Raw genomic sequence first — 23,883 nt, 5'->3', positions numbered from 1 at the left:
GGCCCGGCCGGCCTCAGGCCGACGGTCCGGTCGCGCCGGGGTCTTCGAGGCACACCAATACCTCACCCCGCCAGCCCGGCGCTACCTGCTCGTGCCAGGACTGCCCATACCAGTCCGCGCGCAGCGGATGGGGGAGGGCCGGCACGATGACCGCGTCGAACCCGGCGGCGCGGGCCGAGAGCAGCGTGCCCGAACCCTTGCGCACGGGTTCATCGACGAGCTCCGCGTCGAGTCCTTCGAGGGCGGCGACGAGTTTCTCGCGCTCGGGCCGGGCGTATTTGCCCGCAAGATGCACGCGCGGCCGGCGGTAGAGGCCCGCCTCGATCGCCCAGCGCAGGGTCGCAAAGCCGATGCCCGACCCGTCATTGAGGAGCGCGATTTCGGCGTCCTCGCCCGAATGGGCGGTTTCCCCCACATAGAGCACGGGCCCGGCATGATGGTTGCGCAGCCGCAGCAGGCCCTCGGGCCGGCCGGTGGCCTCGGGCGTGCGGATTTCGGCACCATGGTCGCACCAGCCCTTGCACGGCAGGACGAGCAGCGCGCCCTGATTGTCGGGCGAGGGGATCATCTCCTCGGGGATGGCCTCCTCGTAATGGAGCTCGAAATCGGCCTTGCTCGCCTTGGCGCGGGCCTGCAGGTCGGCGATGGCGGTGCCGAGGTTTTCGCGCATGAGGACGCGCGCGGCGGCGGGGTTCTCGGCCGCCTCGCAGATGCGCCGGTCGATGACGCCATAGCCGTGGACGGGGACGCCCGCCCGTTCGGCGATGCCGAGGGCCCGACCCGCGACGGGGCCGGCATCGGGGCCGATCACCGCAAAGCGAATCTCGGCGAGGGCGGGAAGCACGGCCGGGCGCGGCGCGCGCGCCGGAGCGGCGGTCGAGGCGGTCGCGGCAAGGGCGGGCGCGGGGGCGGGGCCGGGATCGCGGACCCGGGCATCGGCTTCGAGATCGGTGGGCGCGACGCCCAGGATCCGCTCCTCGAGCGGGCTCGCCTGGCGCTTGAGGATGCCCTTGAGCGCATCGTTTTCGGCAATGCCGACGAGCGGGGCGCCAGAGACATAGGCGGCGCGCCCGAGCAGATGCCCGGCGATCGGCACGGTGAGCAAGAGGAAGAGGATGGCGAGGACGCCGATGACCAGCGTGTCGGTGCCCTCGAGCGTGATCACGGTGCCGATGAGCACGAGCCCGGCCCCGAGCGTGCCGGCCTTGGTGGCCGCATGCATGCGCTGGAAGGGATCGGGCAGGCGCATCACCCCGAGCGCGGCGATGAAGAGGAAGGCGGCGCCGGCGGCCTTGAAGGCGATAGCGAGGAGATCCACCAGAAGCTCGAAGCTCATTTGCCTGCTCCCTTGCGCTCGAGGAAGGCGGCGAGCGCGCATGTCGCGACGAAGCCGAACACGGCGAGCCCGAAGGCGACGTCGAGGAATTCGCGCCGCCCGGTGACGACGGCGGTGAGCGCCCCGAGCGCGACGGCGAGGCCGGTCAGCATGTCGAGCGCGACGAAGCGGTCCGCATAGCCCGGCCCCACGATCATGCGCAGCACCGTCATGCCGAGCGGGATCATCAGGAAGGCGACGAGCCCGATGGCGACCGTCGTTACGATATCGTCCAAAAAGCCGATCATCCCTCGACCTCCTTAACGCGCCGCTCGAACGTGGTCTTGATGGCCTCGACGGCCGCGTCGCGCGAGGGCGCGTCGAGCGCGTGGACGTAGAGGATCTTGCGGTCCTCGCTGACATGCAGCGAGGTGGTGCCGGGGGTGAGCGACACCATGTTGGCGACCGTGGCGATGCCGAGGTCGGTCTTGAGCGCGATCGGCACCGCGATGATCGCGGGGGCAAGCTGCGGCTCGCGGGCGAGCACCGTTTTTGCGACCGTGATCGAGGAGATGACGAGCTCGTAGATGAAGATCACGGCGAGCACGAGGGCTGCCCAGATGCGCCGGTGAAGGGGGATCCTGTCACTCATTGCACGCTCTCCTCGATGATGATGGGGCTGGCGGTCGCCGGATCGAAGGCGATTTCGACGCCCGGGCCCGCGCTCTCGCCGAGCACGGCGACGATGTAGGCCTCGGGATTGACGAGGGTCTCGGCGGCGGCCTGCGCGTACTGGATGAAGGGCTCGGGCGAGAGCCCGATGGTGACCGTGATCGCCCCGAGCGCCGCGATGGGCAGGAGCATGAGCACGGGCACCGGGCGCGCCGTCTGGCGGACGCCCGGGGGCGCCTTCCAGAAGGCCTCGATCCAGATCTTGCTCATCGAATAGAGCGTGAGCACGCCCACAAAGAGCGCGACCGCCGCGAGCCAGTTCTCCCCGCCCTGGAAGGAGGCGTCGATGACGAGGAATTTCGCCCAGAAGCCCGAGAGCGGGGGCAGGCCGGCAAGCGAGATCGCCGGGATCAGGAAGAGCGCCGCGAGCAGCGGATTGGTCCGCATGAGCCCGCCCGACTTGCGCAGGTCGTAGGTGCCGGTCGCCCGGTAGATCGCGCCGGCGACGAGGAACAGGTTCGCCTTAACGATGATGTGGTGGACGATGTAGAAGACCGCCCCTGCAATGGCGAGCGGCGTTGCGATCGCAAGCCCGAGCAGCATGTAGCCGATCTGGCTGACGATGTGGAACGAGAGGATGCGCCGCACGTCCCACTGCACCGCGGCCCCGAAGACGCCGAAGAGCATGGTGCCCGCCGCGATCACGACCATCGCCTCGCGAAGCCCGCTGCCCTCGATCTCGAACATGAGGGTGAAGACGCGGAAGCAGGCATAGACGCCGACCTTGGTCAGAAGGCCCGCAAAGATCGCCGAAATGGTGATCGAGGCGGTGTGGTAGGAGGCCGGCAGCCAGAAAAAGAGCGGGAAATAGCCCGCCTTGATGCCGAAGCCCGCAAGAAAGAGCGCAGCCGAAAGCGTCAGGGCCGCCGAAGGCTCGGTGGTTGCGAGGATGCGGCTGAGATCGGCCATGTTGAGCGAGCCGGTCGCCCCGTAGAGGATGGCGACGGCGAGCAGGAAGAGGAGCGTCGAGAAGAGGTTGAGGACCGCATATTTCAGCGTGCCATCGAGCTGGGCGCGCGTCTTGCCGAGCACCAGGAGCCCCATGGCCGTGATCAGCATGATCTCGAACCAGACATAGAGATTGAAGATGTCCCCGGTGAGGAACGCGCCATTGACCGAGGTCAGCATGCCCAGGAACAGCGGATGAAAGCCCGAATGCTCCTCGCGCTTGCGGATGTCGGCGAGCCCGAAGACGCCGACGGCGACCGCGAGCACGCCGGTGATCATCACCATGGCCGCCGACAGGAGGTCTGCCGCAAAGCTGATGCCGAAGGGCGCGGCCCAGGAGCCGAACTGGCGCGCCTGCACGCCATCCTGCATGACCGTGACGAGCAGGAGCAGCGACGCCCCGAGCATGAGCACGAGCCCGACCATACTGACGAGCCGCTGGATGTCCTGGCGCAGCCAGAACATGGCGGCGAGCGCGGCGGCGGTGATGGGCACCGCGACCGGCCAGACCACCGCATGCTCGATGATGAAGTCGATCATTTGGAGGACGCCTCCTTGGTGTAGGGACTGCCGAGGGCTTCGGCGTCGCCGAGCTCACGGGTGTCGAGCGTGCCGGTCTCGCGATAGGTCTTGAGCGCCAGCGCCGCGGCAAAGGCGACGAGCGAGAAGCCGATGACGATGGCCGTGAGGACCAGCGCCTGGGGCAGGGGATTGGCGGTATCGGGGCCGAGCGCGGTCTCGCCCTCGATGATGAGCGGGGGCACGCTGGCGCCGATCCGCCCGGCAAAGAAGATGACGAAATTGACCGCCGCCGAGATGAGCGCAATGCCGAGGATGATGCGGACGACCTGCCGGCTCAGCAGCATGTAGAGGCCGCACCCCATGAGTGCCGCGAGCGCGGCTGCGTAAACGAGATTCATGACACTTCCTCGTAGAGGCGGAAGACGAGCGACAGGAAGCCGCCGAAGACGACGAGATAGACCCCCAGATCGAAGATCATCGTGGTGCCGAGCTTGAAGCCGTTGGGGAATTCCAGCCATTGATGGGTGAGGAACGACGCATCGAGCACGAGCCCGGGCAGGCCCGACACGATGGCGAGGACGAGCCCGATACCCACGAGGATCACCGGATGCACCCGGATCATGCCGCGGGCGCTCGGCACGCCGTCGGCAAGCGCGAGAATGGCGACCGAGCAGGCGGCGACGAGACCGCCCACGAACCCGCCGCCCGGCTCGTCATGGCCGCGATAGAGGATGAAGATGGAGACCGCGAGCATGGCCCAGAAGAAGAGCCGCGCCATGGCCGAAAAGATGATCGAGGACATGGTCTAGCCCTTTCTGGCGAGAGTGGCATTGGCGGGACGGCGGCGGCGCAGGAGGCCCCAGACCGCAAGGGTGGCAAAGCCCACCACCGCGATCTCCCCGAGCGTGTCGAGCGCGCGGAAGTCGACGATGACGACGTTGACGACGTTGTGCCCATAGGCCTCGGTGAGGCTGCGCTGGGAGAAGAACTCGGTGAGGCGCATGTCGAGCGGCTCAGCGGTCATCGTGGCGAGCCCGACGAAGACGAGGAGCGCAAAGGCCGCCGAAACCCCGATATCGATCCGCCGCTCGCCCGCGGTGCGGGTCGAGGGGGCGTAGGTCGGCAGCCGCACGAGCACCGCCATGATGACGACGACGACGAGGGTCTCGACCGAGAACTGGGTGAGCGCCAAGTCGGGCGCGCCGTTCATGAGGAAGAGCAGCGCCGAGACGTATCCGACGATGCCGACCGCAACGACCGCGGTGATCAGCGATTGCGTGCGGGCCGCAGCCACCGCACCCGCGACCGCAAGGATAAGGAGCGCGGTGGGCGCGATCAGGATCGGGCCGCCGGTGGCGAGGATGGCGAAATTGCCCCCGCTGCGGAAATAGGCCCAGCCGATGAGCGCGATGGTCGCGATGGCGACGATCAGCGTATAGCGGCGCTGGTCGCCGTTCTGGAAGAAGCGGGTCGAGCCATTGGCCGCCCCGATCACGCCATCAAAGACCGCGTGATAGCCCTTGTCGCCGAGCAGCCGGTCCGGCCAGCGCATGCGCCGCAGCGCGATGTGGAGCCGGTCCCAGTAGACGACGATGGCGGTGCCGAGCGCGACGACGAGGGCGCTGAGCGCGAGCATGGGGGTGAGCCCGTGCCAGAGCGAGAACGACACGTCGATCGGGCTGCCATAGAGCGCGCTCGCGGCCGGCTGCACCAGCGACTGGGCGACGAGCCAGGGCGCGATGCCGAAAAGCGTGCCGAGCGTCGCAAGGATCAGCGGCCCGACGAGGAGCCCCAGCGTCTCGCCATGCTTGACGCTCTCGATCCGCTCGCGATTGAAGAAGAAGGGCTTGAGCGAGACCGCGCCCGCAACCGCCACCATCACCGCATTGACGAGCACGGCGACGAGGACCGGGATCCAGTTCATCGAGCTCTCGAGCTGTGCCTCGAAGAGATACTCCTTGGAGATGAAGCCGATGAAGGGTGGCAGGCCGGCCATGGAAAGGCTGGCGAGCGCTGCCGCGGCCGCGGTGAAGGGCAGGAAGCGCGCAAGACCGCCGAGCCCGCGCAGCCGGGTGATGCCGGTGGCGTGGATGGCGGTGCCGGCGCAGAAAAAGAGCGCTGCCTTGTAGAGCGCGTGGGTGAGGATGAACCCGACCGTCGCGACGGACGCGACATAGCCGTCAAGCCCGATCAGCATGACGAGGATGCCGAGCGAAGCGACGGTGGACTGGGCGAGGACCCCCTTGTAGCCGATCGCGCGGAGCGCGAGGAAGGCCGCGATCAGCATGGTGGCGGACCCGAAGGCGACGAGGGTCAGCCCGAAGGCCGGCACGCTCGCGAAGATGGAATCAAAGCGCGCCAGCAGGTAGACGCCGAGTTTCACCATGGTCGCCGAATGCAGATACGCCGAAGCCGGGGTCGGCGCGGCCATGGCATTGGGGAGCCAGAAATGGAACGGGAACTGCGCCGACTTGGTGAAGGCGCCCCCGAGGATGAGGACGATGATGGCCGCCAGATAAGGGCTTGCGACCAGCTCGTCGGCGCGCAGCGCCACTTCGGAGAGCGAGAAGGTGCCGAGCGTCATGCCGATGAGCAGGATGCCCGCAAAGAGCGAGAGCCCGCCGCCAGCCGTGACGAGGAGCGACTGCAGCGCGGCCTTGCGCGCCTCGGGCTTGGTCGCCTCGAAGCCGATCAGCATGAAGGAGGTGACGCTGGTCATCTCCCAGAAGACGAACATCATGATGAGGTCGTCGGCGAGCACGGTGCCCAGCATGGCCGACATGAAGAGGATGATGAAAAAGAGGAACATCGCCCGCTTCTTGGCGGGATATTCGGCGAAATAGGCGCCCGCATAGAGCGTGACGAGCGTGCCGATGCCGGTGATGAGAAGCGTGAAAAGGAGCGAGAAGCCGTCGAGCCGGACCCCGAGCCCGATGCCAAGGGACGGCACCCAGTCGATCCGCTCGAAGATCACCTCGCCCGTGCCGATGGCGCCGGCATGCCCGAGGAAGCTGAAGAACAGGAAGGCCGGCAGCAGCGCCACGAGCCAGGGCCCCGCCTTGCCGGCGTAGAGGGCGACGCGGTGGGCGACCAGCGAGCCGATGAGCGAGATGAATATGAGGGCGATCAGGGACACGGGGACGGGCCTCTCTCCGGTTGTTCGCGCTAGGCGTTGCAACCGGCGTGCCAGTCCGTGACCCGTTGATTTTCCTCAGGATTTGAGAAGGTGGGCGGGGGCGGGGTTCGGATTTCCGAACGGCGCCGCCCCGCCAATGTCCGGAACCCCGGACCTCAGCGCTCGAGCCCGTCCGAGGCGGAAAGGCCCTCTGCAAGCCGCGCGGTGAGGAGGCCGCGGGCCGGGATGGGGAGGCTCGCGCCCGCAACCGCGATCGTGCCGCCCGCCCCTTCGAGGTCGATGGCCCGGAGGACGAGGCCGGCGCCGTCCTCGGCGGCCTTGAGGGTGGTGAGGATGCCGCCTTCGGCGTCGGCCGGGAGCCAGCGTCCGGCATGCGGCAGGGTGCCGCCGCGCGCGACATGGGGGGTGGTGACGAGCGGCTTGTTGAGCGCGTCGGCGAGCCGGGCGGCATCGGTGCGGGTGAGGGCGGGGCCGGCCTTGAGCCAGACGGTGAAGCGCTGCGGGCCTTGGTCCATATGGGTGTAATGGGCGCCCGGCTCGAGCGGGATCGGGTCGTGATGGGCGTAGACGGGGGCGCGGACGGCGGTGATGAAGAGTGTTCCGTCTTCGGCCGCATAGGAATATTTGGCGTCGTTGACGATGGCGACGGCGCCCTCGGCGCGGCTGGCGCGGACCCAGCGCTGCCCGGCGATTTCGCGGCCGTCATCGGGGTGGGTGTCGAAGCCGGCGGGCATCTCGTAATCGAACGCCGTGCCGGCAACCGGGTAGGCGAGCCGCAGCAAATGCCGCTTCTCGCGCCAGTCGAGCCGCACGCGCAATTCGACCGGCAGGGCGGGATCGGCGGGGAGGACGATCTGGGTTTCGAGCACCGAGGCGCCATGGCGCGCGGTGACGACGAGGCTTTTCCGCACCGGACCGTCCTCGAGGAGCGTCACGGCCTCGAGCGTCATCCTTGTGCCCGTCATCCCGAAGCGGTCGATGCCGTGGCTCCAGGTGTCGGTGGGATCATCGACGATGATCGCCTCATGGCCGCCCGTGAGGATGGTCATGCCATTGGCGCGGTCGATCAGTTCGGCGATGGCGCCGGTTTCGGGGTCGAGCCGCAGCCGGTAGGCTGGGGTCTCGAAGAGGAGATCGCCGTCATGAGGGCGGCCGAAGCCCACCGGCGGCGGCAGGAGGCCGGTCTCTGCGTCCGCGGCAAAGCGCAGGACGCGATAGCCGAAGGCGGGCACCGCGATCCGGAAGGCGATGCGCTGCAGGCCCGTCGTCTTGCCGTGCGGGTCGATGTACTGGAACGGCAGCGATGCACCCGTCTCGTCCAAGAGGCTGCGCGGGGTCGTGACGTCCTTGTCGACCCAGGGCTCGGCCTCGAGCAGCGTATCGATGGGCGTGGCGGCGAAGTTCATGACGACGAAGGTCGCGTCGAGCGGATCGCGCGGGGCCGAAATCGTGCCGTCGAGCCGCCGGACGGCGGCGTTGAGCAGGATCTCGGCATCGGCGATGACGCCTGCGAGATCGCGCTCGGAATCGACGCACGCGCTCTCAAGGCTCGTGCCGCCGAGCGTGTCGTGGAACTGGTTGAAGAGGAGAATCCGCCAGAGCTCTTCGAATTCCTCGCGCGGATAGGGGACGCCTGCGGCGAGATGGGCGATGGCGGCGGCGCTCTCGGCCTGTTCGAGAATGGATTCCGCCTTGCGGTTCAGCGTCTTGAGGCTCGAGGCGACGGCGTAGCACCCGATGGCGTGGAACTGGAGCGCGCTTTCGACGCGCGGCAGGGCGCTTGTGTCGACCTCGGCAAAGAACTTTTCGGGATGGGAGAATTCGAGCGCCTCACCCGCGCGGATGCGGTTTTCGATCTCCTCGATGTTCTCGATCGTCGGGGCGCCGCCATGATTGCCGACCCCGTAAAAGCACATGAAATCGTGCCCGTGCCGCGCCTGATGGGCGTAATGGGCATCGATCTTTTCGGGCAGCGGGGTCGAACGCTTGGAGGTGTTGTAGGCATCCTGGATGCGGAAGGCGGTGACTTCCGAACCGTCCGGAGAGGCCCAGGTGAAGAGCTCGCCGGGCAGGTCCATCTCGTGCGGGCCGGGGCGCATGAAGGTGTAGGTGGTGGACCCGGTATGGGCGAGCAGCATGGGGAAGGTGTTGGGATGCCCGAAGCTGTCGACATTGTAGCCGGTCGGGACCTCGACGCCGAATTTCTCGGCGAAGTAGCGCTTGCCGTAAAGGGCCTGACGGATGACGCTTTCGCCCGAGGGCACGTTGCAATCGGGCTGGATCCACCAGCCATTGACGATCTTCCAGCGGCCCTCGCGCACGTAATGGGCGATGCGCTCGAAGAGCGCCGGCTCGTAGCGCTCGATCCAGAGATAGATCAGCGCCTCGCCCTTGGTGAAGACGAAGCCTTCGCCCTCCTCGAGCCGGTCGATCGCGGCCCAGCAGGTGCCGATGGCTTCCGCGCACCCCTCCTGCCAGCGCCAGAGCCATACGGGGTCGAGATGGGCATTGCCGATGAGGTGGAGCTTGGGCATCGAGAGGGTCTTTGACGCTAGGGAGTGAGGGTGAAGACATAGCGCCCCGAGGGGCAGGAAAACCGCGTGATCCCGGCCGCCTCGACGAGCCCGGAAAGGTCGAGCGAGGCCGCGAGCGGGGCATGGTCGAGACTGATGCGGTCGGCGGGTAGGGGGAGCGCGATATCCGCGCGCGTGCCCGGCGGGAGCGCGATCGACCATTGGATGCGCTCGCCTTCATAGGTCCAGCTGCTTTCGACCCGCCCGGCATGGGCGTCGTAATGGGCCCGGACATAGCCGAGCCGCCGATCGAAGATCGGGCGCATGCGGACGATCTCGAAACCGGGGCCCTCTACCGACCAGTCGATGCCAGCGAGCCGGGCAAAGAGGAATTCCCCGACCGAGCCATAGGCATAATGGTTGAACGAATTCATCGCCGCGCTCTGGAAGCCCTTTTCGGGCGTCCAGCCATCCCAGCGCTCCCAGATGGTGGTTGCGCCATGGCGGATCGAGAAGCCCCAGCTGGGGTAGCTGTCGTTGAAAAGGAGCGCCATGGCGAGGTCGGGCGCACCGGCATCGGCAAGAACGGGACAGAGATGGCGGACCCCGAGGAACCCGGTCTGGAGATGCCCTCCGGCTTCCTCGATCCTTGCGCGCAGATGCGCCCTTGCGGCGGGCCGATGCTCGGGCGGCAGGCAGTCGAAATCGAGCGCGAGGAGATAGGCGGTCTGCGTGTCGCCCGTGATGCGCGTATCGTCATCGACGAATGCGGCAAGGAAGGCAGCGCGGATGCGGGCGCCCAGGGTCGTGAAGCGGGCGACGTCGCCCGAAAGATGCAGCACGCCGGCGATTGCGGCCATGAGGTCCGCGATATGGATCCAGTAGGCGGTGGCGACCATGGTGCGGTCGGAGGCCGGACCGACGCTGAGCCAATCGCCGTAATTGTTGTAGACGGCGCCACGGCGGAGAAAGTCCGGATTGGCCCTTTCGACATGGTCCATCCACGCGACGAACCGCCGGTAATGCCGGGCGATCAGATCGCGGTCGCCATAGCGCAGCCAGTGCTGGTGGGCCATGATGATGGGGCCATCGCCCCAGCCCGGCGCGCCGGGCTGGCCGGTGAGCCGGTACGGGTTGAGCGGCCGGGAGGGCGCGACATCGGTATAGGCGCCATCCGGCAGCTGGGCGTCGGCGATGTCCTCCATCCATTTTTCGAGGAAGGCCGCGACGTCCATGCCGTAGCCGGCGGTCTTCCAGAAGACCTGTGCATCGGCGGTCCAGCCATAGCGCTCGTCGCGTTGCGGGCAGTCGGTGGGGACCGAGAGGAAATTGCCGCGCTGGCTCCAGAGAATGTTGCTCCAGAGCTGGTTGACCATGGCATGTCCGGTCTCGAAACGGCCCGAGAGCGGGGTATCGGACTGGATGGCGATGCCGGTCAGGCTCACCGCCTCGGGCGCAACGCCTTCGGGTAGGAAGAGCTCGATGTAGCGGAAGCCGTGAAAGGTGAAGTGCGGCGACCAGGTCTCGCGGCCTTCGCCCTTCGCCACGTAATGATCGGTGGCGACGGCGTGGCGCAGATTGGCGGTGTAGAGGCCTCCGGTCTCGTCGAGCGTTTCGGCGTGGCGCAGGGTGAACTCGGCGCCGCGCGGAGCGGTGAGCGCAAGCTCGACATAGCCCGCAATGTTCTGCCCCAGATCGTAGATGCGCCCGCCGTCCGGCACCTCATGGAGGAACCGCGCGGCGAAACGGGCGATCTCGCGTGCGGGCTGCACCCGGGCGGCGTCGAGATGGGGCGCGCGCGGATCGGGCACGAAGCGTTCGACCGGCTGCCAGCGCGAGACATCGTGTCCGGGGCGGTCCCATCCGGGCCGCTCGAGCCGCGCGTCATAGCGCTCGCCCATCAGGAAATCGCTGTAGCAGACGGGCCCCTGTGCGGTCTGCCAATGCTCGTCGGTGACAAGCGTTTCCCGCCCGCCATCGGCATAATGGATCTCGATCTGGCAGAGAAAGGCCGGCCGGCCGCCATAGTGATTGCCGGCGCGGCGCTGGTTGTGCCCGACGCGGCCCGAATACCACCCCTCCCCGCAGATCGCCCCGATGCAGTTCTCGCCCATGACGAGCCGGTCGGTGAGATCGAGCACCTGATAGGGGACGCGCTGGTGATAATCGGTCCAGCCCGGGGCCATCACCTCGTCCCCGATACGCGCGCCATTGACGTGGAGCCGGTAGAGCCCAAGGGCGCTCAGATAGGCCGTCGCGCGCAGGATGGGGCGATCGAGGGTGAAGTCGCGGCGGAAATGATCGGCCGGACGGGCCTGCCAGCGATTGTCATAGGCATTGTCGGCAGGGACCTCGCGCCCCGCGGGCAGGACGAAATAGCGCGCGATCCAGCCGGCGCGCCAGTCGGCGGGGTCGAGCCCGGTTTCGATTGCGGCGGGTGCGGCAAAGGGGGAGGGGGCGCCGGTCTCGTCCCAGACCATGACGGACCAGTAGAGCCGTTCATCCGAGCCGAGCGGCCGGCCGGCATAATGGACCGCATGGGGCCTCGGCCCTTCGACGCGCCCCGTATCCCACAGGGCGCCGATGCCCTTCGCCACCGCCTCGGCATCGGATCCGACCACGATGCGATAGGCGCTCTGGGCGAGGCCGCGATCGGTGCCCGCGAGCGACCAGGAGAGGCGCGGATTTTTCGTATTGAGCCCGAGGGGCGTCGCGAGGTGCTCGCAGCGCAGGGCGGAGACGGTGAGGCGCGACAAGGCGGCGTTTCCTAGAGGGCGATGGCCCGCTCGCGGGCATTGCGGATATGGGCGTCGATGGCCTCGACCGCCCGCGCCCGGTCGCGGGCGAGAATGGCGTCGATGACCCCGATATGGTCGGCGAAAGCGGAGGGCAGGATGGTTTCGTTGAGCCGGATGCGATCGAGGTTGATGAGCCGCACGCGGATGGCGTTGACCTGGTAGCCCTGGATCAGGAATTCGTTGCCGGTGGCGGTGACGAGCAGATCGTGGAAGGCGTAGTCGACGGCCTGGCCCTCGTCGAGCAGCTCTGGCGAGGGGTTCGACTTCAGCCGTTCGAGCACGTCGAGATGGATCTGGCGCTGCGCCTCGAGCACGGCATCGGGCATCTGCCGGATCGCGGTTAGCACCGCCTCGCGCTCGAGCGCCATGCGCATCTGGAAGGCGTCGCGGATCAGCGGCAGGTCGACCACCGTGATCTGGATGCCGCGCTGGGGCATGACGTTGAGCAGGCCCTCGGCCTGGAGGCGCGGCAGCAATTCGCGCAGCGCCCCGATCGAAAGGCCCATCATGGCGACGAGGTCGCGCTGGGAGACGATCTGACCGGGGCGCAGCCGGCCCTGCAGCAGAGCCTGCTGGAAGCGGTCATAGGCCGCCTTCTTCACCGCGGTCAGCGCCTGCGCGCGGGCCGGCTGGGTCTGTCGGCGTGCCTGCACCATCTGTCTCGTCGCCTCCCTTGCCATGTCCGATCAGGCGGCGGCGTCACCATAAACAAAGCCGGTGGCAAGGAAAGCGTCCCACACGCCGCGGGCCTCGGTCTCCCCAAGCGCGACGAGCGGCGGCATGGCGCGGGCCCATTCAGGATCGGCATAGACCTCCGCGAGCGCCGCCTTCAGCGCCAGCTGCGAGCCATTGGCGTTGACCGTGTCGATGCGGGCCGCCTGGTTGGCAAGGAGCGCGGCGCCCGCCGGGCCCTCGGGCGCATCGTAGAGCGCGCGCAGGTCGCGGGCGAAGACGTTGGGCATACCCCCGATCATGCCGGCCCCGCCGGCTGCGAGAAGCGCCGGCACGACGCGGTCGTCACCGGTGAAGATCGAGAGGCCCGGATAGCGCCGGGCGAGCATGACGCCGTTCTCGACATCGCCGGTGGAATCCTTGAGCCCCACGATGCGGCTGCCGAAGCGGGCGACCAGCTTGTCGATGAGGCTCGGGGTGAAGGCGGTGCGGCTCAGCTGCGGGATGTTGTAGAGGAGCAGCTCGATATCGGGATTGCCCGCGCGCTCGAGCATGAGCGCGAAGAAGGCGACGATCCCCTCCTCGGTCACCGGATAGTAGAAGGGCGGGAGCACGAGCGCGGCGCGGCACCCGAGCGCGGCGATCTCGGCGAGCATGCCCCCGGCCTCATCGGTCGAGGGGGTCATGATCGAGGGGATCTGGTGGGCCATCGAGGCGCCGGCGGCCTTGAGGGCGCGCAGCGCGGCGATCTTCTCGGCAGTGGAAAAGGACGCGCCTTCCCCCGTTGTGCCGAAGCTCGACACGAACGCGCAGCCATCGGCGAGCAGGCGCGCGCAATGGGCGGCGAGCCGGTCGACATCGATGGAGAAGTCGGCCGTGACGGGGGTCGCGGCGGCGGCGATTACGCCCCTCAGGTCGGAGTGTGGCAAATTATCCTCCAGCGTCAACAGGTTAGTCAACTGATCCAATCAGTTGTGCAATCATCACTCACATCAGTGTTTACATCACTCCGCTGTTTGTGCAAAGTCCATAAGGTCACATTCGACACCAGCTCGTCGCTCCGGCCCGTCCAACACGGGCGCATGGGCGGCGGGCAACGGGTTCAGCATTTGCCTCGAGAGGGAGGAACATGAAAACTCTTCGGCACTGTGCGATCGTCGCACTCTCCACCACCGCACTCGCGGCGTTCGGCAGCTTCGGCGCCCTCGCCCAGGAGCAGATCGAGCTCAAGTTCACCACCGCCAGCGTGCCCACCGACCTGCACACCCAGGCGATGCAGGTCTTCGCGGACACGCTCAACGAGCTCGAGCCCGGCCGCTTCGACATCCAGCTCTACGATTCGGGGTCGCTGTTCGGGCAGAACGCCGATCTCGACGCGCTCCAGCGCGGCAATGCGGAAATGGCCTATGTGGCCTTCCAGCTGATCGCCGACGCCATGCCCCAGTTCGGGCTTCTGACCGCGGGCTATCTCTTCCAGAGCCCCGAGCATTATCGCGCCTTCATGGCGTCCGACATCGGGGCCGAGTTCAAGCAGGCCGTCGCCGACGAGATGGACATCCAGATCCTCGACGTCTGCTATCTCGGCACCCGCCAGCTCAACCTGCGCAATGCCCGCGACGTGCAGACCCCGGCCGATCTCGCCGGCGTCAAGCTGCGCATGCCGGGCGCGGATTCCTGGCTCTTCCTCGGCCAGGCGCTCGGCGCGTCGCCCACCCCGCTGCCCTTCGGCGAGGTTTATCTCGGGCTCCAGACCGGCACCATCGACGGCCAGGACAACCCCCTGCCATCGGTCGAGGCCGCGCGCTTCTACGAGGTCACCGAGCAGATCGTGCTGACGAGCCATCTCGTCGACGGGCTGCCCATGACCATCAACAACCAGACCTGGGAGCAGCTCAGCGCCGAGGAGCAGGCTTCGGTCACCACGGCGGCCGAGGCGGCCTGCGACTGGAACAATGAGCGCCGCCTCGCCGAGGAAGAGCGTCTCGTCGCCTTCTTCGAGGGCGAGGGGTTGCAGGTCACGACCCCCGACGTCGATGCGTTCCGCACCCATGTGCAGGCCTTCTACCTCGAAAGCGACCGTGCCGCCGACTGGCCCGAGGGCTGGATCGAGCAGATCAACGCGATGGCCGAGTAAGGCCGGGCGATCAAGTCATGCAGGGCAACATCCCGCACTGGCTGGTGATGCTCAAGAGGGGCGCCGATGCTGTCGGCGTCCTTCTCTTCCTTGCCGCTTTCACCGGCTTCATCGTCCAGGTCTTCTTCCGCTACGTGCTCAACAGCCCCATCGCCTGGACCGAAGAGGCGGTGATGATCGCCTTCATCTGGGCGGTGTTCTGGTCGGCCGCCTTCATGGTGCCGATCAAGGGCCACGTCACCTTCGACGTGGTCTACGACGTCGTCTCGGACAATACCCGCCGCATCTTCGCGATCTGCTGCATGCTGGCGCTGATCGCGGCCTTCGGCATGCTGATCCCGCACACCTGGGATTATCTCGAATTCCTGCAGCGCCGCCGCAGCCCCGTCCTGCGGGTGCAGATGCACTGGGTCTATGGCTGCTACATCCTGTTTCTCGTCGCCTTCACCATCCAGGCCCTCTACCGGCTCTGGGGGCTCTTGCGGCCCGGCTGGCGCGAACACATCTGATCCCGAGGAGCCCGGCACATGCTGGCCGCTTACGCCCTGCCCATCATGGTGGTCATCCTGATCGCCACCACGGTCGCCGGCCTGCCCATGGGCATCGCCATGATCGTGTCCTCGATCTTCTATCTTGCCATGTCGGGCCGCGATATCGGGCTCGGGGCCGAGCACGTGCTCAACGGCATCTTCGGCAATTTCGTCGCACTGGCCGTGCCGCTCTTCATCTTTGCCGCCAACATCATGAATGCCGGGCAGATCTCCGAGCGGCTGCTCAAATTCGCGCTTGCCGTGGTGGGGCGGCTGCCGGGCGGGCTCGCCCAGGTCAACATCTTCACCTCGCTCATCTTTTCGGGCATGAGCGGCAGCGCGATCTCGGACGTCGCGGGCGTCGGCAAGGTCATCACCGACATGATGACCAAGGACGGGCGCTACCCGCGCGGGTTTTCGGGCGCGATCACCGCGACCTCCTCGGTCGTCGGGCCGATCTTCCCGCCCTCCATCCCGCTGGTCTTTTACGCGCTCATCTCCTCGACTTCGGTGGGCGCGCTCTTTCTGGGCGGCGTCGTGCCGGCGCTGCTCATCTGCGTTTCGCTCTCGATCTTCGTGATGGTGATCGCCAAGATGCGCGGCTTCCCGGTGGAAGACGCCATCCCGCTGCGCGCCTTCCCCATGATCATCCTGCGGGCGCTGCCTCCGCTGATGATGCCGGTGCTGCTCCTTGGGGGCATCTATTCGGGCGCCTTCACCCCCACCGAAGCGGCAGCGGTTTCGGCCTTCTATGCGCTGATCCTCGCGATCTTCGCCTATCGCGCGCTCGGGTTCAAAGACTTCCTCGGGGTCGTCAAATCCACCGTGCAGACCACGGCGGTGGTGACGCTCGTCCTCTGCGGGGCGTTCATCTTCAACTACGTCATCACCATCGAGCGCGTGCCGCAGGCGATCTTCGCCTTTTTCCAGGCCCAGGAGCTGAACCAGTGGGTGTTCCTGCTGCTGATCAACATCCTCTATCTGGTGCTCGGCTGCTTCCTCGACGTCTCGACCATCATGCTGGTGGTGACCCCGCTCTTCATCCCCACCGCGCTCGCGCTCGGGATCGACCTGCACCATTTCGGGGTCGTCGTCGTCTTCAACATGATGATCGGGCTCATCACCCCGCCCTATGGAATATTGCTCTTTATCATCAAGGCGCTGAACGGCATCCCGCTCGGCGAGATGATCCGCGAGATCTGGGTGTTCGTGGGCATTCTGATCGTGCTGCTCTTTGCGATCACCTACATTCCCGACCTCGTGCTGTGGCTGCCGCGCACCGCCGGCATGCTCTAGGGGCGGCGGGGGCGAACCGGTGACGGCCCCGCGCCCCCCGGAGCCCGAATTCGCCCGGCTCCTCGGCCTCGTGCCCGAGGGGGCGGGCGCGGACCCCTGGTATCGGGCCAATGTGCCGCTCTTTGCGTGCGCCGATCCGGTGCTCGAGCGGCTCTATTACTACCGCGCCTGGGTGATGCGGAAGCACATCACCTTTCACGCCGATCTCGGGATCAGCCTGATCAGCGAGTTCGACAGCCCCGAGCAGCTCTATTGGGCCGGGGCGCGCAACACGATCGTGTGCGCCTCCGACCACCATATCAACGAGGCGCGCTGGCTCGCGGACCCGCGCCCGGCCCGCGAGCACCTCCGCTTTCTTCTGACCGACCCCGGGGCGCAGCCGCGCAATTATGCAAGTGCGCTCGGCGCAAGCGCGCTGGGGATCGCCGAGGTGACGGGCGACGTGGCGCCCGCAACGGCGCTGCTCGAAGCGCTGATCGCAAACCATGAGGGGTGGCGGGCCGGCCGGACCGATTATCCGCACGACAATGGCTTTGATCCCGAACGGGGGCTCTACTGGAACACCGGGTGTGACAGCTCGGGCGAATACAACCTCGCCTCGGCCCAGCTGAACGAGCCCCTGCGCGGCATCCAGGGCTACAAGATCCGTGGCGGGGCGGGCTATCGCCCCGATATCAACGCGGACATGTATGCCGATCTCGACGCCATCGCGCGCATTGCGGACGCCGCGGGGCGCCGCGATGTCGCAACGACATACCGGGCGGAGGCCGACGCGCTGCGCGCCCGCGCCCATGCCGCGCTCTGGGACGCAGAACGCGGCTTTTACATGCACCGGTGGCGGCGCGACGAATATGCCGATGGCGACCGGCACGGCGCGCCGAGCATCCGCGCGGGCAGTTTCCTGTGGCAGACCAACGCCCTGACGCGTGGGGTCGGCCACCAGCCCGAGGCCGACGGACGCGGACGGGGCCGCGAGCTCACCGGGCTCATGCCCTGGTATCGCGGCATGGCGCCCGACACCGAGGAGACCGCCGCGGCCTGGCAGACGCTCTTTGACCCCGAAATCTTCGATGCGCCCTTTGGGCCCACCACCGCCGAACGGGGCGACCCCTGGTTTTCGGTGCAGTTCGACTGTCGGGCCAATGGCAATGCGTTTCCGCTGCAGATCGCGCGCGTGCTGAACGGGCTTGCGCGCATGCTCGCCACCCACCGCCACACCGGCGGCATGGACGCGGCCGCCTATCGGCGCCTCTTCATGCGCTATGTCGCCCTGCAGCACCGCGACGGGGTGCCCTATCTGGGCGAGTTCCACCATCCCTTCGAGGACCGCTGGGTGGTCGACCGCCCGATCGGCAGCCATTATTTCCATTCGAGCTTCATCGATCTGGTGATCACCGGCCTGTTAGGCCTGCGCCCGGGCCTCGGGGACGATCTCGTCCTCAACCCGCTAATGGAGGAGGCCCTGCCCTTCTTCTCGATTTCGGGGCTCGGCTATCACGGCCACGACATTGCGCTTTCATGGGATAGCGAGGGGGCGCGGCTCGGGCTCCGGGGGTTCTGCGTCTTCATCGACGGGACGCTGCGCCATCATGCCGACCGGCCGGGCCGGGTGACGCTGGCGCTGTCGTGAACCGCCGGGCCGGCCTGCCCTTGGTGGTCGAGAGGCGGGGACCGCCTAGGGCGCGAGGGCGAGGCCGAGTTCGCTCCGCAGCTTGCGCGTGAGGCGGGATGCGACGAGCCGATGGGCTTCCCCGAGATAGGCCCGGAGCGCCTCCTCCTCGATCGGAGCGTCAGGGGCGACGGCCACCCAGCCGGCCCGCGCGAAATAGGGCGCGGGCCGCACCCCATCGAGTTCGGAAAGGAGCGCAAAGCTCATCTCGGAGGCCTTGAACCAGATCTCCCCGCCTCCGGCATCGAGCAGCGCGAAGACCCGGGGGCCGAGCTTGGCCACCGAATCGTCGCGCCATTGATGAACGATGCGGGCCGCGGGCAGGGTGGCGATGAACGCCTCGAACCCCGCCCGCGCAAAGAGGCTCACGAAGCGGCGACCCCCGTGGGCAACGGGCAGGAGACGCCGGTGCCAGCGAGCCCGCAATAGCCCGCCGGGTTCTTGGCGAGATATTGCTGGTGATAGGTTTCGGCATAGTAGAAGGGGCCGGCCGGCCGGATTTCGGTGGTGATGGCCCCGCGCCCGGCCCGCCGCAGCGCCTCGGCATAGCTCCTGCGGCTCGCCTCGACGATTTCGGCCTGCTCGGGCGTGGTGGTGTAGATGGCCGAGCGGTACTGCGTGCCCGTGTCATTGCCCTGGCGCATGCCCTGGGTGGGGTCGTGCTCCTCCCAGAAGGTCTTGAGGAGCGCCGCAAGGGTGATGCGCGCCGGATCGTAGACGATTTTCACCGCCTCGGTATGGCCGGTGCGGCCCGAACAAACCTCTTCATAGCTCGGATTGGGTGTGTGACCGCCCTGATAACCGACCGCGGTGACGTGCACGCCGGGCAGGCGCCAGAAGAGCCGCTCAGCGCCCCAGAAGCACCCGAGCCCGAAATAGATGGTATCGGACCCTTCTGGATAGGGGCCTTCAAGGGCCTCGCCCGAAACGAAATGCGAAGGCGCGATCGCCATTGGCGTCTGCCGACCGGGCAGCGCCTCCTCAGGCGAGGGCAGGGTCAGGGGCTTGCGCGAGAAGAACATGGAACGAACTCCCTTTGGCGGGGGCCGGATCGGTTCAGATCCGGTCGTGCCGCATGAAGAGCCGGCTGCGTTTGGAGCGGCCCATGAGCGCCAGCACGATGCCCGGCACCGCGATCACCGCGAAGGCCGGAAAATCGAGCAGCGCCGTCAGGCTCTCGTCCAGCAGCGGCCCGAACAGCCGCGTGGCGAAAAAGGCGCGGACCGAGGCGATGCTTTCGGCATGCAGGCCCGACCAGGTTTCGCCCAGCGAGGTGATGACGAGCGCATTGGCCGCCAGCGACTTGGTGCCATCGATGATCAGGAGGATCACCGCGACCCCGAGCAGCCAGGTGCCCAACACACGCACGATGAGACGCATGCACTTCTCTTCCAGCACGGGGTTTGGACCGCCCCGGGCGGGCGGAATATCGGCCCTTTTGTGCCATGCGCACTCCTCGCGCACAAGATAGGCGTGCGCCAGGGCGCAACAAGTGCGTATCCCGGCATCGTGATGGCTTGCCCCCGGCGCAACGATGGGTATATTGCGCGCGCCCGCACCGGCTTTCCACCGGCGCACGAAAGGCAGCGGCCGCCCCTGGCGCCCCCGCGGAGAGATGGCCGAGTGGTCGAAGGCGCACGCCTGGAAAGTGTGTAGGCGGGGAACCGTCTCGAGGGTTCGAATCCCTCTCTCTCCGCCACTTGCTCTCGCGAAAGCGTTCTCCCGATCCGGCTGCGGCCGGATTTTTTCATTATATTCGAGGGTTATGCGGGTGGGGCTGAGCACTGGTCCGGGCGCCAGGAGGCCCGGAAGCGGTCTCTCAGTGCCGATATTCTCCGGACCTGATGACTGCCGTCATTTGGTGTTCAGCCCGCAAGTGGCTGATCGTCCTATTGATTTTCGACTGGCGAAAACCGGTTGGCTTCGGGTTCCATCCGACCTTCCATTGCCCTCGGGTCGAACTCGTGCTTTAGCGCGAGGCTTATACTCGGCAGCCCATGCAAACAGAAGAGCGGCCGCAAAGGGGCCGGTAGCGGACAGGCCGCTCCTGGCAACAAGGTTCGGATTTCGGACATTGCCGCAGGCGTGAGAGGGCGCTCCTTGGCTGCGGACTTGAATCCACCTGAACCCGATCATCAACTGCTATGAGGACATTGCCAGCATTGTCCGGGCGACGGCAACCAGTTCATCACGGTCCGCCGGCTTGCTTACCCATCGTCCATGCTCGAATGGCGTGCCTATGTGCTGGCTTGAAATGGTCGCCCGAATGCACGATGAAGGGAATTTTGTCTGCCATCAGCTTTTCTACGATGGCGTGGCATGGGCCGTCCATCAGGATGATGTCCACAACCACGATGGAATACGTGGACTTTATCCTGCGCCGGACGCTGGACAAAGTCCGTCGATTTCCAGCAGCAGGGCTTTACAGGTTACTTGCAGCCCGTGGAGAAATTTTTCGCAAGAACGACGAATGTGATCAGCCGCCGACCAGACTCCCGGTAAGCTGCGACAAATCTCGCAATGATCCCGAGTATGACATGCCAACCTCCAACCACGCCCCAGCTATTGTCCATTGGTGGACGCAGGTCAAAAAAGATGGTGGGCTGGCCGCAGTCAATCAATCGGCCACAGTGTCAACGATGCTGTTTGGGTGCCACCGTTGGCTGGAGCTCCATGCGGATCAGTCGTCCGTAGAGGTTTCTGAAATCAAGCGCATCAAAGATGAACTCGAGAGCTGGATGAGTATCCGAGGCAAGATCTTCGAAGGATAATCGCCGAGCCCAATCAGAGTTCTGGCTGGACGTCGTCAGCAATGCTCACCATGCACTAACGCTTCGTGGGAGGTGTGTGCGGCGCGATCCCGCTAGTTATAGGCGTCCGGCCGAGCGGTACCCTGGTACGCCCCTTCAACGAGACGAGATTGCCAGCATGCATAGGTGTGCTGATGCGGCGGGCTGGCACCGGAGCCTGTAGCTTGGATCAGCGATACCCAAAGCCCATCACATAGTCGCGCAGCATGTTTTCCTCGCTTGCTGCCTCAGTAAGCAGAGTCTGGAGAACGTCCCGCGCCGTAATGATCCCCACGGGCCTTCGGGCTTCGTCCAGCACAGGCACGTTCTTGATCCTTCGTGACTTCATTTGCTCCCACAGGCCTGAGAGCGTGTCGAAGCGTGTGCAGGTCAGAACCTGCAGCGTCATCACCGTGGCCACCGCGCAGGTGCAGCTCGAGCCTTGGCACTGGCTGATCCTCTCAACCACATCTGTCTTGCTGACCACGCCCACCAGGTTCTGTTCGTTTCCACACACGGCGACGAGATCGAATCCGGACTTGAGTAAACCAGCCGCTTCGATAAGTGGCGCGCGATCAGAGATGGCGCGAAGTTTCTCCCGGGCGGCAGGAAGCAGTATGTCGACGTTCATTCAGCATCCCCTTGGGTGGTTTCTGGTGCAGCCGGCAAGGACAACAACACTCAGGCTTTAAAGATGATCGTCAGCAGCAGAACCGAATCTTCGACCCCCCTGACCCAATGCCGCACGCCACCTTCCAGATAGGTCCACTGCCCCGGCCTGAGTTCCAGTTCCTTGCCTTCCAATCCCAGAACAGCACTGCCTGAGACGCACTGCAGGGTGATTGGACCTTCCACCTGGTGAGGCGGGATCTCGGTTCCGGCATTGACCACTAGCCGCACCGCCTCGAAATCGTGGTGCTTGACGATGGCTGCTGTCTTATGCGGCTTTTCAGCTTCTCCAGGCACAAGCTTTACGACTTCGGCGGAATCGGCATGTCTCAGAGCCATGGTTGTCCCCAGTATCTTAATGCATTACCAACGAGGTCGGCGCTCAACCCGTAGCCGCTCCGTGGTTTGCCGGTCCGGTCAGCTGCGCATACTTGCCTAACACGCCCTGGGTATACTTCGGCGCAGGCTGCTTCCATAGGGCGCGTCGTCGCTGCAGCTCAGCATCGTCGACCTCGAGCTGGAGCAAGCGGGTCTCCGAGTCGATGGTGATCAGGTCTCCTTCCTCCACCAGGGCAATTGCACCGCCCTGGAAAGCTTCGGGGGCGACATGGCCAACCACCAGCCCCCATGTGCCGCCGGAGAACCGCCCATCGGTGATCAGGCCCACGCTTTCGCCGAGGCCCCTGCCGACCAGTGCAGACGTGGGCGACAGCATTTCCGGCATGCCAGGCCCTCCGCGAGGTCCCAGGTAGCGGAGCACGACGACGTCGCCGGCAACTATCCTGTCGTCAAGGATAGCGTCCAGGGCGGATTGTTCATCCTCGAAAACCCTTGCCGGCCCTTGGAGCGATGTCATCGAAAGGCCGGAGATCTTGGCCACAGCCCCATCCTCCGCCAGGTTGCCCTTGAGAATGGCCAGATGGCCTACGGGGTAAATCGCATAATCAAGGGTGGTGATGACCTGGTGGTCAACGGATGGTGTGGATGGAACAGTCGACAATTCCTCCGCGAGTGTGCGGCCCGTGATGGTCATGCATTCCCCGTGCAGCTTGCCGCCATCGAGCAGTATTTTGAGTACCTGCGGTACGCCGCCGGCACGGTGCAGATCAACGGCCATGAAGCGGCCAGAGGGTTTGAGATCGCAAATGACGGGAACCTGCTGGCGCATCCGCTCGAAGTCGTCGAGCTCCCACTCCACCTCTGCCGCACGGGCGATCGCAAGGTAGTGCAGCACCGCATTGGTGGAGCCGCCCGTTGCCATGACCAGGGCAACGGCGTTTTCGATCGCCTTGCGTGTCACGATGTCTCGCGGCTTCAGGCCATTTCGCACCGCCTCCACCAGTACCCGTGCAGATAGAGCAGCGGAGCCCACCTTTTCCTCGTCCGGATTGGCCATTGTGGATGACCCCAGAAGCGAAATGCCCAAGGCCTCGAACGAGCCGGCCATGGTATTGGCGGTGTACATTCCCCCGCACGACCCGGTCGTTGGGCATGCATTGCGTTCGATGCCCTCGAAGTCCTCCTTGTTCATGCGCCCTGCCATGTAAGCGCCGACCGCCTCAAAGGCAGAAACTATGGAAAGGTCTTCGCCCTTCCAGCGTCCTGGTTTGATCGTCCCGCCATACACATAAATCGAGGGCACGTTGGCACGCAGCATACCGATCAAACCGCCGGGAAGGTTCTTGTCGCACCCTCCGACAACGAGCACGCCGTCCATCCACTGCCCCTGCACGGAAAGTTCAACGCAGTCAGCGATTACCTCTCGCGAGACCAGAGAGTACTTCATGCCCTCCGTCCCCATCGCCATCCCGTCCGAGATGGTCGGCACTCCGAACACCTGGGCGTTTGTATGCTCGGACTGGATGGCCGCCACCGCAGCATCCACTAATTTCTGCAGCCCGGCGTTGCACGGGGTTATTGTGGAATGACCATTGGCGATACCGATCAGTGGCTGGTCGAAATCGGCCTCGTCGTAACCAAGTGCATAGAACATGGCCCGGTTGGGAGAGCGAGCTATGCCTTGAGTGATGTGGCGGGACCGGTCATTGTTCGACATGCTGGCGCTCCGGCAACGGTTGAGGGTCTGGTGGTCCAACGAGCCATCGCTATGTTTGGTTCATGAGGCCGGCCAATCGCCGCTCCAGACGCAGGGGTTGAGGC

Annotated in this window: 22 protein-coding genes and 1 tRNA gene; 6 read left to right on the top strand and 17 right to left on the bottom strand. The window is 66.1% G+C overall.

The window, feature by feature from the left end:
• Positions 1-13 precede the first annotated feature (13 nt).
• The 11 genes from mnhG to EMQ25_RS17320 form a co-directional block, all read right to left on the bottom strand.
• Positions 14-1,336, bottom strand: a complete 1,323-nt coding sequence (mnhG, locus tag EMQ25_RS17370) for a monovalent cation/H(+) antiporter subunit G (protein ID WP_204570095.1) — start codon at positions 1,334-1,336, stop codon at positions 14-16.
• Positions 1,333-1,623 carry an MrpF/PhaF family protein gene (locus tag EMQ25_RS17365; RefSeq protein WP_127189876.1) on the bottom strand — a complete coding sequence of 97 codons (291 nt, stop codon included), beginning with the start codon at positions 1,621-1,623 and terminating at the stop codon, positions 1,333-1,335. Before EMQ25_RS17365 ends, mnhG begins: the two co-directional genes overlap by 4 nt.
• Complete coding sequence (locus tag EMQ25_RS17360) at positions 1,620-1,967, bottom strand: Na+/H+ antiporter subunit E (protein WP_127189875.1); 348 nt, start codon at positions 1,965-1,967, stop codon at positions 1,620-1,622. The genes EMQ25_RS17365 and EMQ25_RS17360 overlap by 4 nt, the downstream gene beginning before the upstream one ends.
• A complete protein-coding gene (locus EMQ25_RS17355) occupies positions 1,964-3,535 on the bottom strand; it encodes a Na+/H+ antiporter subunit D (RefSeq protein WP_127189874.1) in 1,572 nt (523 codons plus the stop codon). Before EMQ25_RS17355 ends, EMQ25_RS17360 begins: the two co-directional genes overlap by 4 nt.
• The gene (locus tag EMQ25_RS17350; RefSeq protein WP_127189873.1) at positions 3,532-3,915 is read right to left on the bottom strand and encodes an NADH-quinone oxidoreductase subunit K; all 384 of its coding nucleotides are present in this window, start codon (positions 3,913-3,915) and stop codon (positions 3,532-3,534) included. Before EMQ25_RS17350 ends, EMQ25_RS17355 begins: the two co-directional genes overlap by 4 nt.
• Entirely contained in the window at positions 3,912-4,319 is a 408-nt protein-coding gene (locus EMQ25_RS17345) for an MnhB domain-containing protein (RefSeq protein WP_127189872.1), read from the bottom strand. Before EMQ25_RS17345 ends, EMQ25_RS17350 begins: the two co-directional genes overlap by 4 nt.
• A gap of 3 nt (positions 4,320-4,322) precedes the next feature.
• A complete protein-coding gene (mbhE, locus tag EMQ25_RS17340; protein ID WP_204570091.1) occupies positions 4,323-6,653 on the bottom strand; it encodes a hydrogen gas-evolving membrane-bound hydrogenase subunit E in 2,331 nt (776 codons plus the stop codon).
• A 155-nt stretch (positions 6,654-6,808) separates the two neighbouring features.
• A complete protein-coding gene (locus tag EMQ25_RS17335) occupies positions 6,809-9,187 on the bottom strand; it encodes a glycoside hydrolase family 38 N-terminal domain-containing protein (RefSeq protein WP_158626131.1) in 2,379 nt (792 codons plus the stop codon).
• Between the two features lie 17 nt (positions 9,188-9,204).
• Positions 9,205-11,922, bottom strand: a complete 2,718-nt coding sequence (locus EMQ25_RS17330; protein WP_127189870.1) for an alpha-L-rhamnosidase — start codon at positions 11,920-11,922, stop codon at positions 9,205-9,207.
• Between the two features lie 11 nt (positions 11,923-11,933).
• Positions 11,934-12,620, bottom strand: coding sequence for a GntR family transcriptional regulator (locus EMQ25_RS17325; RefSeq protein ID WP_127189869.1), 687 nt, complete (start codon positions 12,618-12,620; stop codon positions 11,934-11,936).
• A gap of 30 nt (positions 12,621-12,650) precedes the next feature.
• Positions 12,651-13,565, bottom strand: coding sequence for a dihydrodipicolinate synthase family protein (locus EMQ25_RS17320; RefSeq protein WP_158626130.1), 915 nt, complete (start codon positions 13,563-13,565; stop codon positions 12,651-12,653).
• A 200-nt stretch (positions 13,566-13,765) separates the two neighbouring features.
• On the opposite strand from EMQ25_RS17320, the gene EMQ25_RS17315 reads away from it, so the two are divergent.
• The 4 genes from EMQ25_RS17315 to EMQ25_RS17300 are packed head-to-tail and all read left to right on the top strand — an operon-like array spanning position 13,766 to position 18,226.
• Entirely contained in the window at positions 13,766-14,770 is a 1,005-nt protein-coding gene (locus tag EMQ25_RS17315; RefSeq protein WP_127189867.1) for a sialic acid TRAP transporter substrate-binding protein SiaP, read from the top strand.
• Positions 14,771-14,787: 17 nt separating this feature from the next.
• Entirely contained in the window at positions 14,788-15,279 is a 492-nt protein-coding gene (locus EMQ25_RS17310) for a TRAP transporter small permease (protein WP_127189866.1), read from the top strand.
• Between the two features lie 18 nt (positions 15,280-15,297).
• Entirely contained in the window at positions 15,298-16,596 is a 1,299-nt protein-coding gene (locus EMQ25_RS17305; protein ID WP_127189865.1) for a TRAP transporter large permease, read from the top strand.
• 19 nt (positions 16,597-16,615) lie between these two features.
• Positions 16,616-18,226 carry an MGH1-like glycoside hydrolase domain-containing protein gene (locus tag EMQ25_RS17300; RefSeq protein WP_127189864.1) on the top strand — a complete coding sequence of 537 codons (1,611 nt, stop codon included), beginning with the start codon at positions 16,616-16,618 and terminating at the stop codon, positions 18,224-18,226.
• Positions 18,227-18,271: 45 nt separating this feature from the next.
• Here EMQ25_RS17300 and EMQ25_RS17295 read toward each other — a convergent pair whose 3' ends face one another.
• Genes EMQ25_RS17295 through EMQ25_RS17285 form a run of 3 tightly spaced genes read right to left on the bottom strand, consistent with a single transcriptional unit; the run spans position 18,272 to position 19,645 of the window.
• Entirely contained in the window at positions 18,272-18,634 is a 363-nt protein-coding gene (locus EMQ25_RS17295) for an MmcQ/YjbR family DNA-binding protein (RefSeq protein ID WP_127189863.1), read from the bottom strand.
• Positions 18,631-19,287: a peptide-methionine (S)-S-oxide reductase MsrA gene (msrA, locus tag EMQ25_RS17290; RefSeq protein WP_127189862.1), complete on the bottom strand. Its 657-nt coding sequence runs from the start codon at positions 19,285-19,287 to the stop codon at positions 18,631-18,633. The genes EMQ25_RS17295 and msrA overlap by 4 nt, the downstream gene beginning before the upstream one ends.
• 34 nt (positions 19,288-19,321) lie before the next feature.
• Entirely contained in the window at positions 19,322-19,645 is a 324-nt protein-coding gene (locus EMQ25_RS17285) for a hypothetical protein (protein WP_127189861.1), read from the bottom strand.
• A 229-nt stretch (positions 19,646-19,874) separates the two neighbouring features.
• On the opposite strand from EMQ25_RS17285, the gene EMQ25_RS17280 reads away from it, so the two are divergent.
• Together EMQ25_RS17280 and EMQ25_RS17275 are read left to right on the top strand one after the other, a co-directional pair.
• Positions 19,875-19,964 (top strand) — tRNA-Ser (locus EMQ25_RS17280).
• A gap of 586 nt (positions 19,965-20,550) precedes the next feature.
• Complete coding sequence (locus EMQ25_RS17275) at positions 20,551-21,036, top strand: hypothetical protein (RefSeq protein WP_127189860.1); 486 nt, start codon at positions 20,551-20,553, stop codon at positions 21,034-21,036.
• 208 nt (positions 21,037-21,244) lie between these two features.
• On the opposite strand, the gene EMQ25_RS17270 is transcribed toward EMQ25_RS17275, so the two are convergent.
• From EMQ25_RS17270 to ilvD, 3 genes are read right to left on the bottom strand one after another with little or no spacing between them, the layout of a single operon-like run.
• Positions 21,245-21,685 carry a CBS domain-containing protein gene (locus EMQ25_RS17270; protein WP_127189859.1) on the bottom strand — a complete coding sequence of 147 codons (441 nt, stop codon included), beginning with the start codon at positions 21,683-21,685 and terminating at the stop codon, positions 21,245-21,247.
• A gap of 50 nt (positions 21,686-21,735) precedes the next feature.
• Complete coding sequence (locus tag EMQ25_RS17265; protein ID WP_127189858.1) at positions 21,736-22,062, bottom strand: cupin domain-containing protein; 327 nt, start codon at positions 22,060-22,062, stop codon at positions 21,736-21,738.
• Between the two features lie 43 nt (positions 22,063-22,105).
• Positions 22,106-23,779, bottom strand: coding sequence for a dihydroxy-acid dehydratase (gene ilvD / locus EMQ25_RS17260; RefSeq protein WP_127189857.1), 1,674 nt, complete (start codon positions 23,777-23,779; stop codon positions 22,106-22,108).
• Between the last annotated feature and the right edge of the window lie 104 nt (positions 23,780-23,883).

Origin of the sequence: Arsenicitalea aurantiaca (assembly GCF_003994485.1) — a bacterium.
Taxonomy (GTDB): Bacteria; Pseudomonadota; Alphaproteobacteria; order Rhizobiales; family Devosiaceae; genus Arsenicitalea; species Arsenicitalea aurantiaca.
This window is presented reverse-complemented; position numbering and strand designations above follow the sequence as displayed.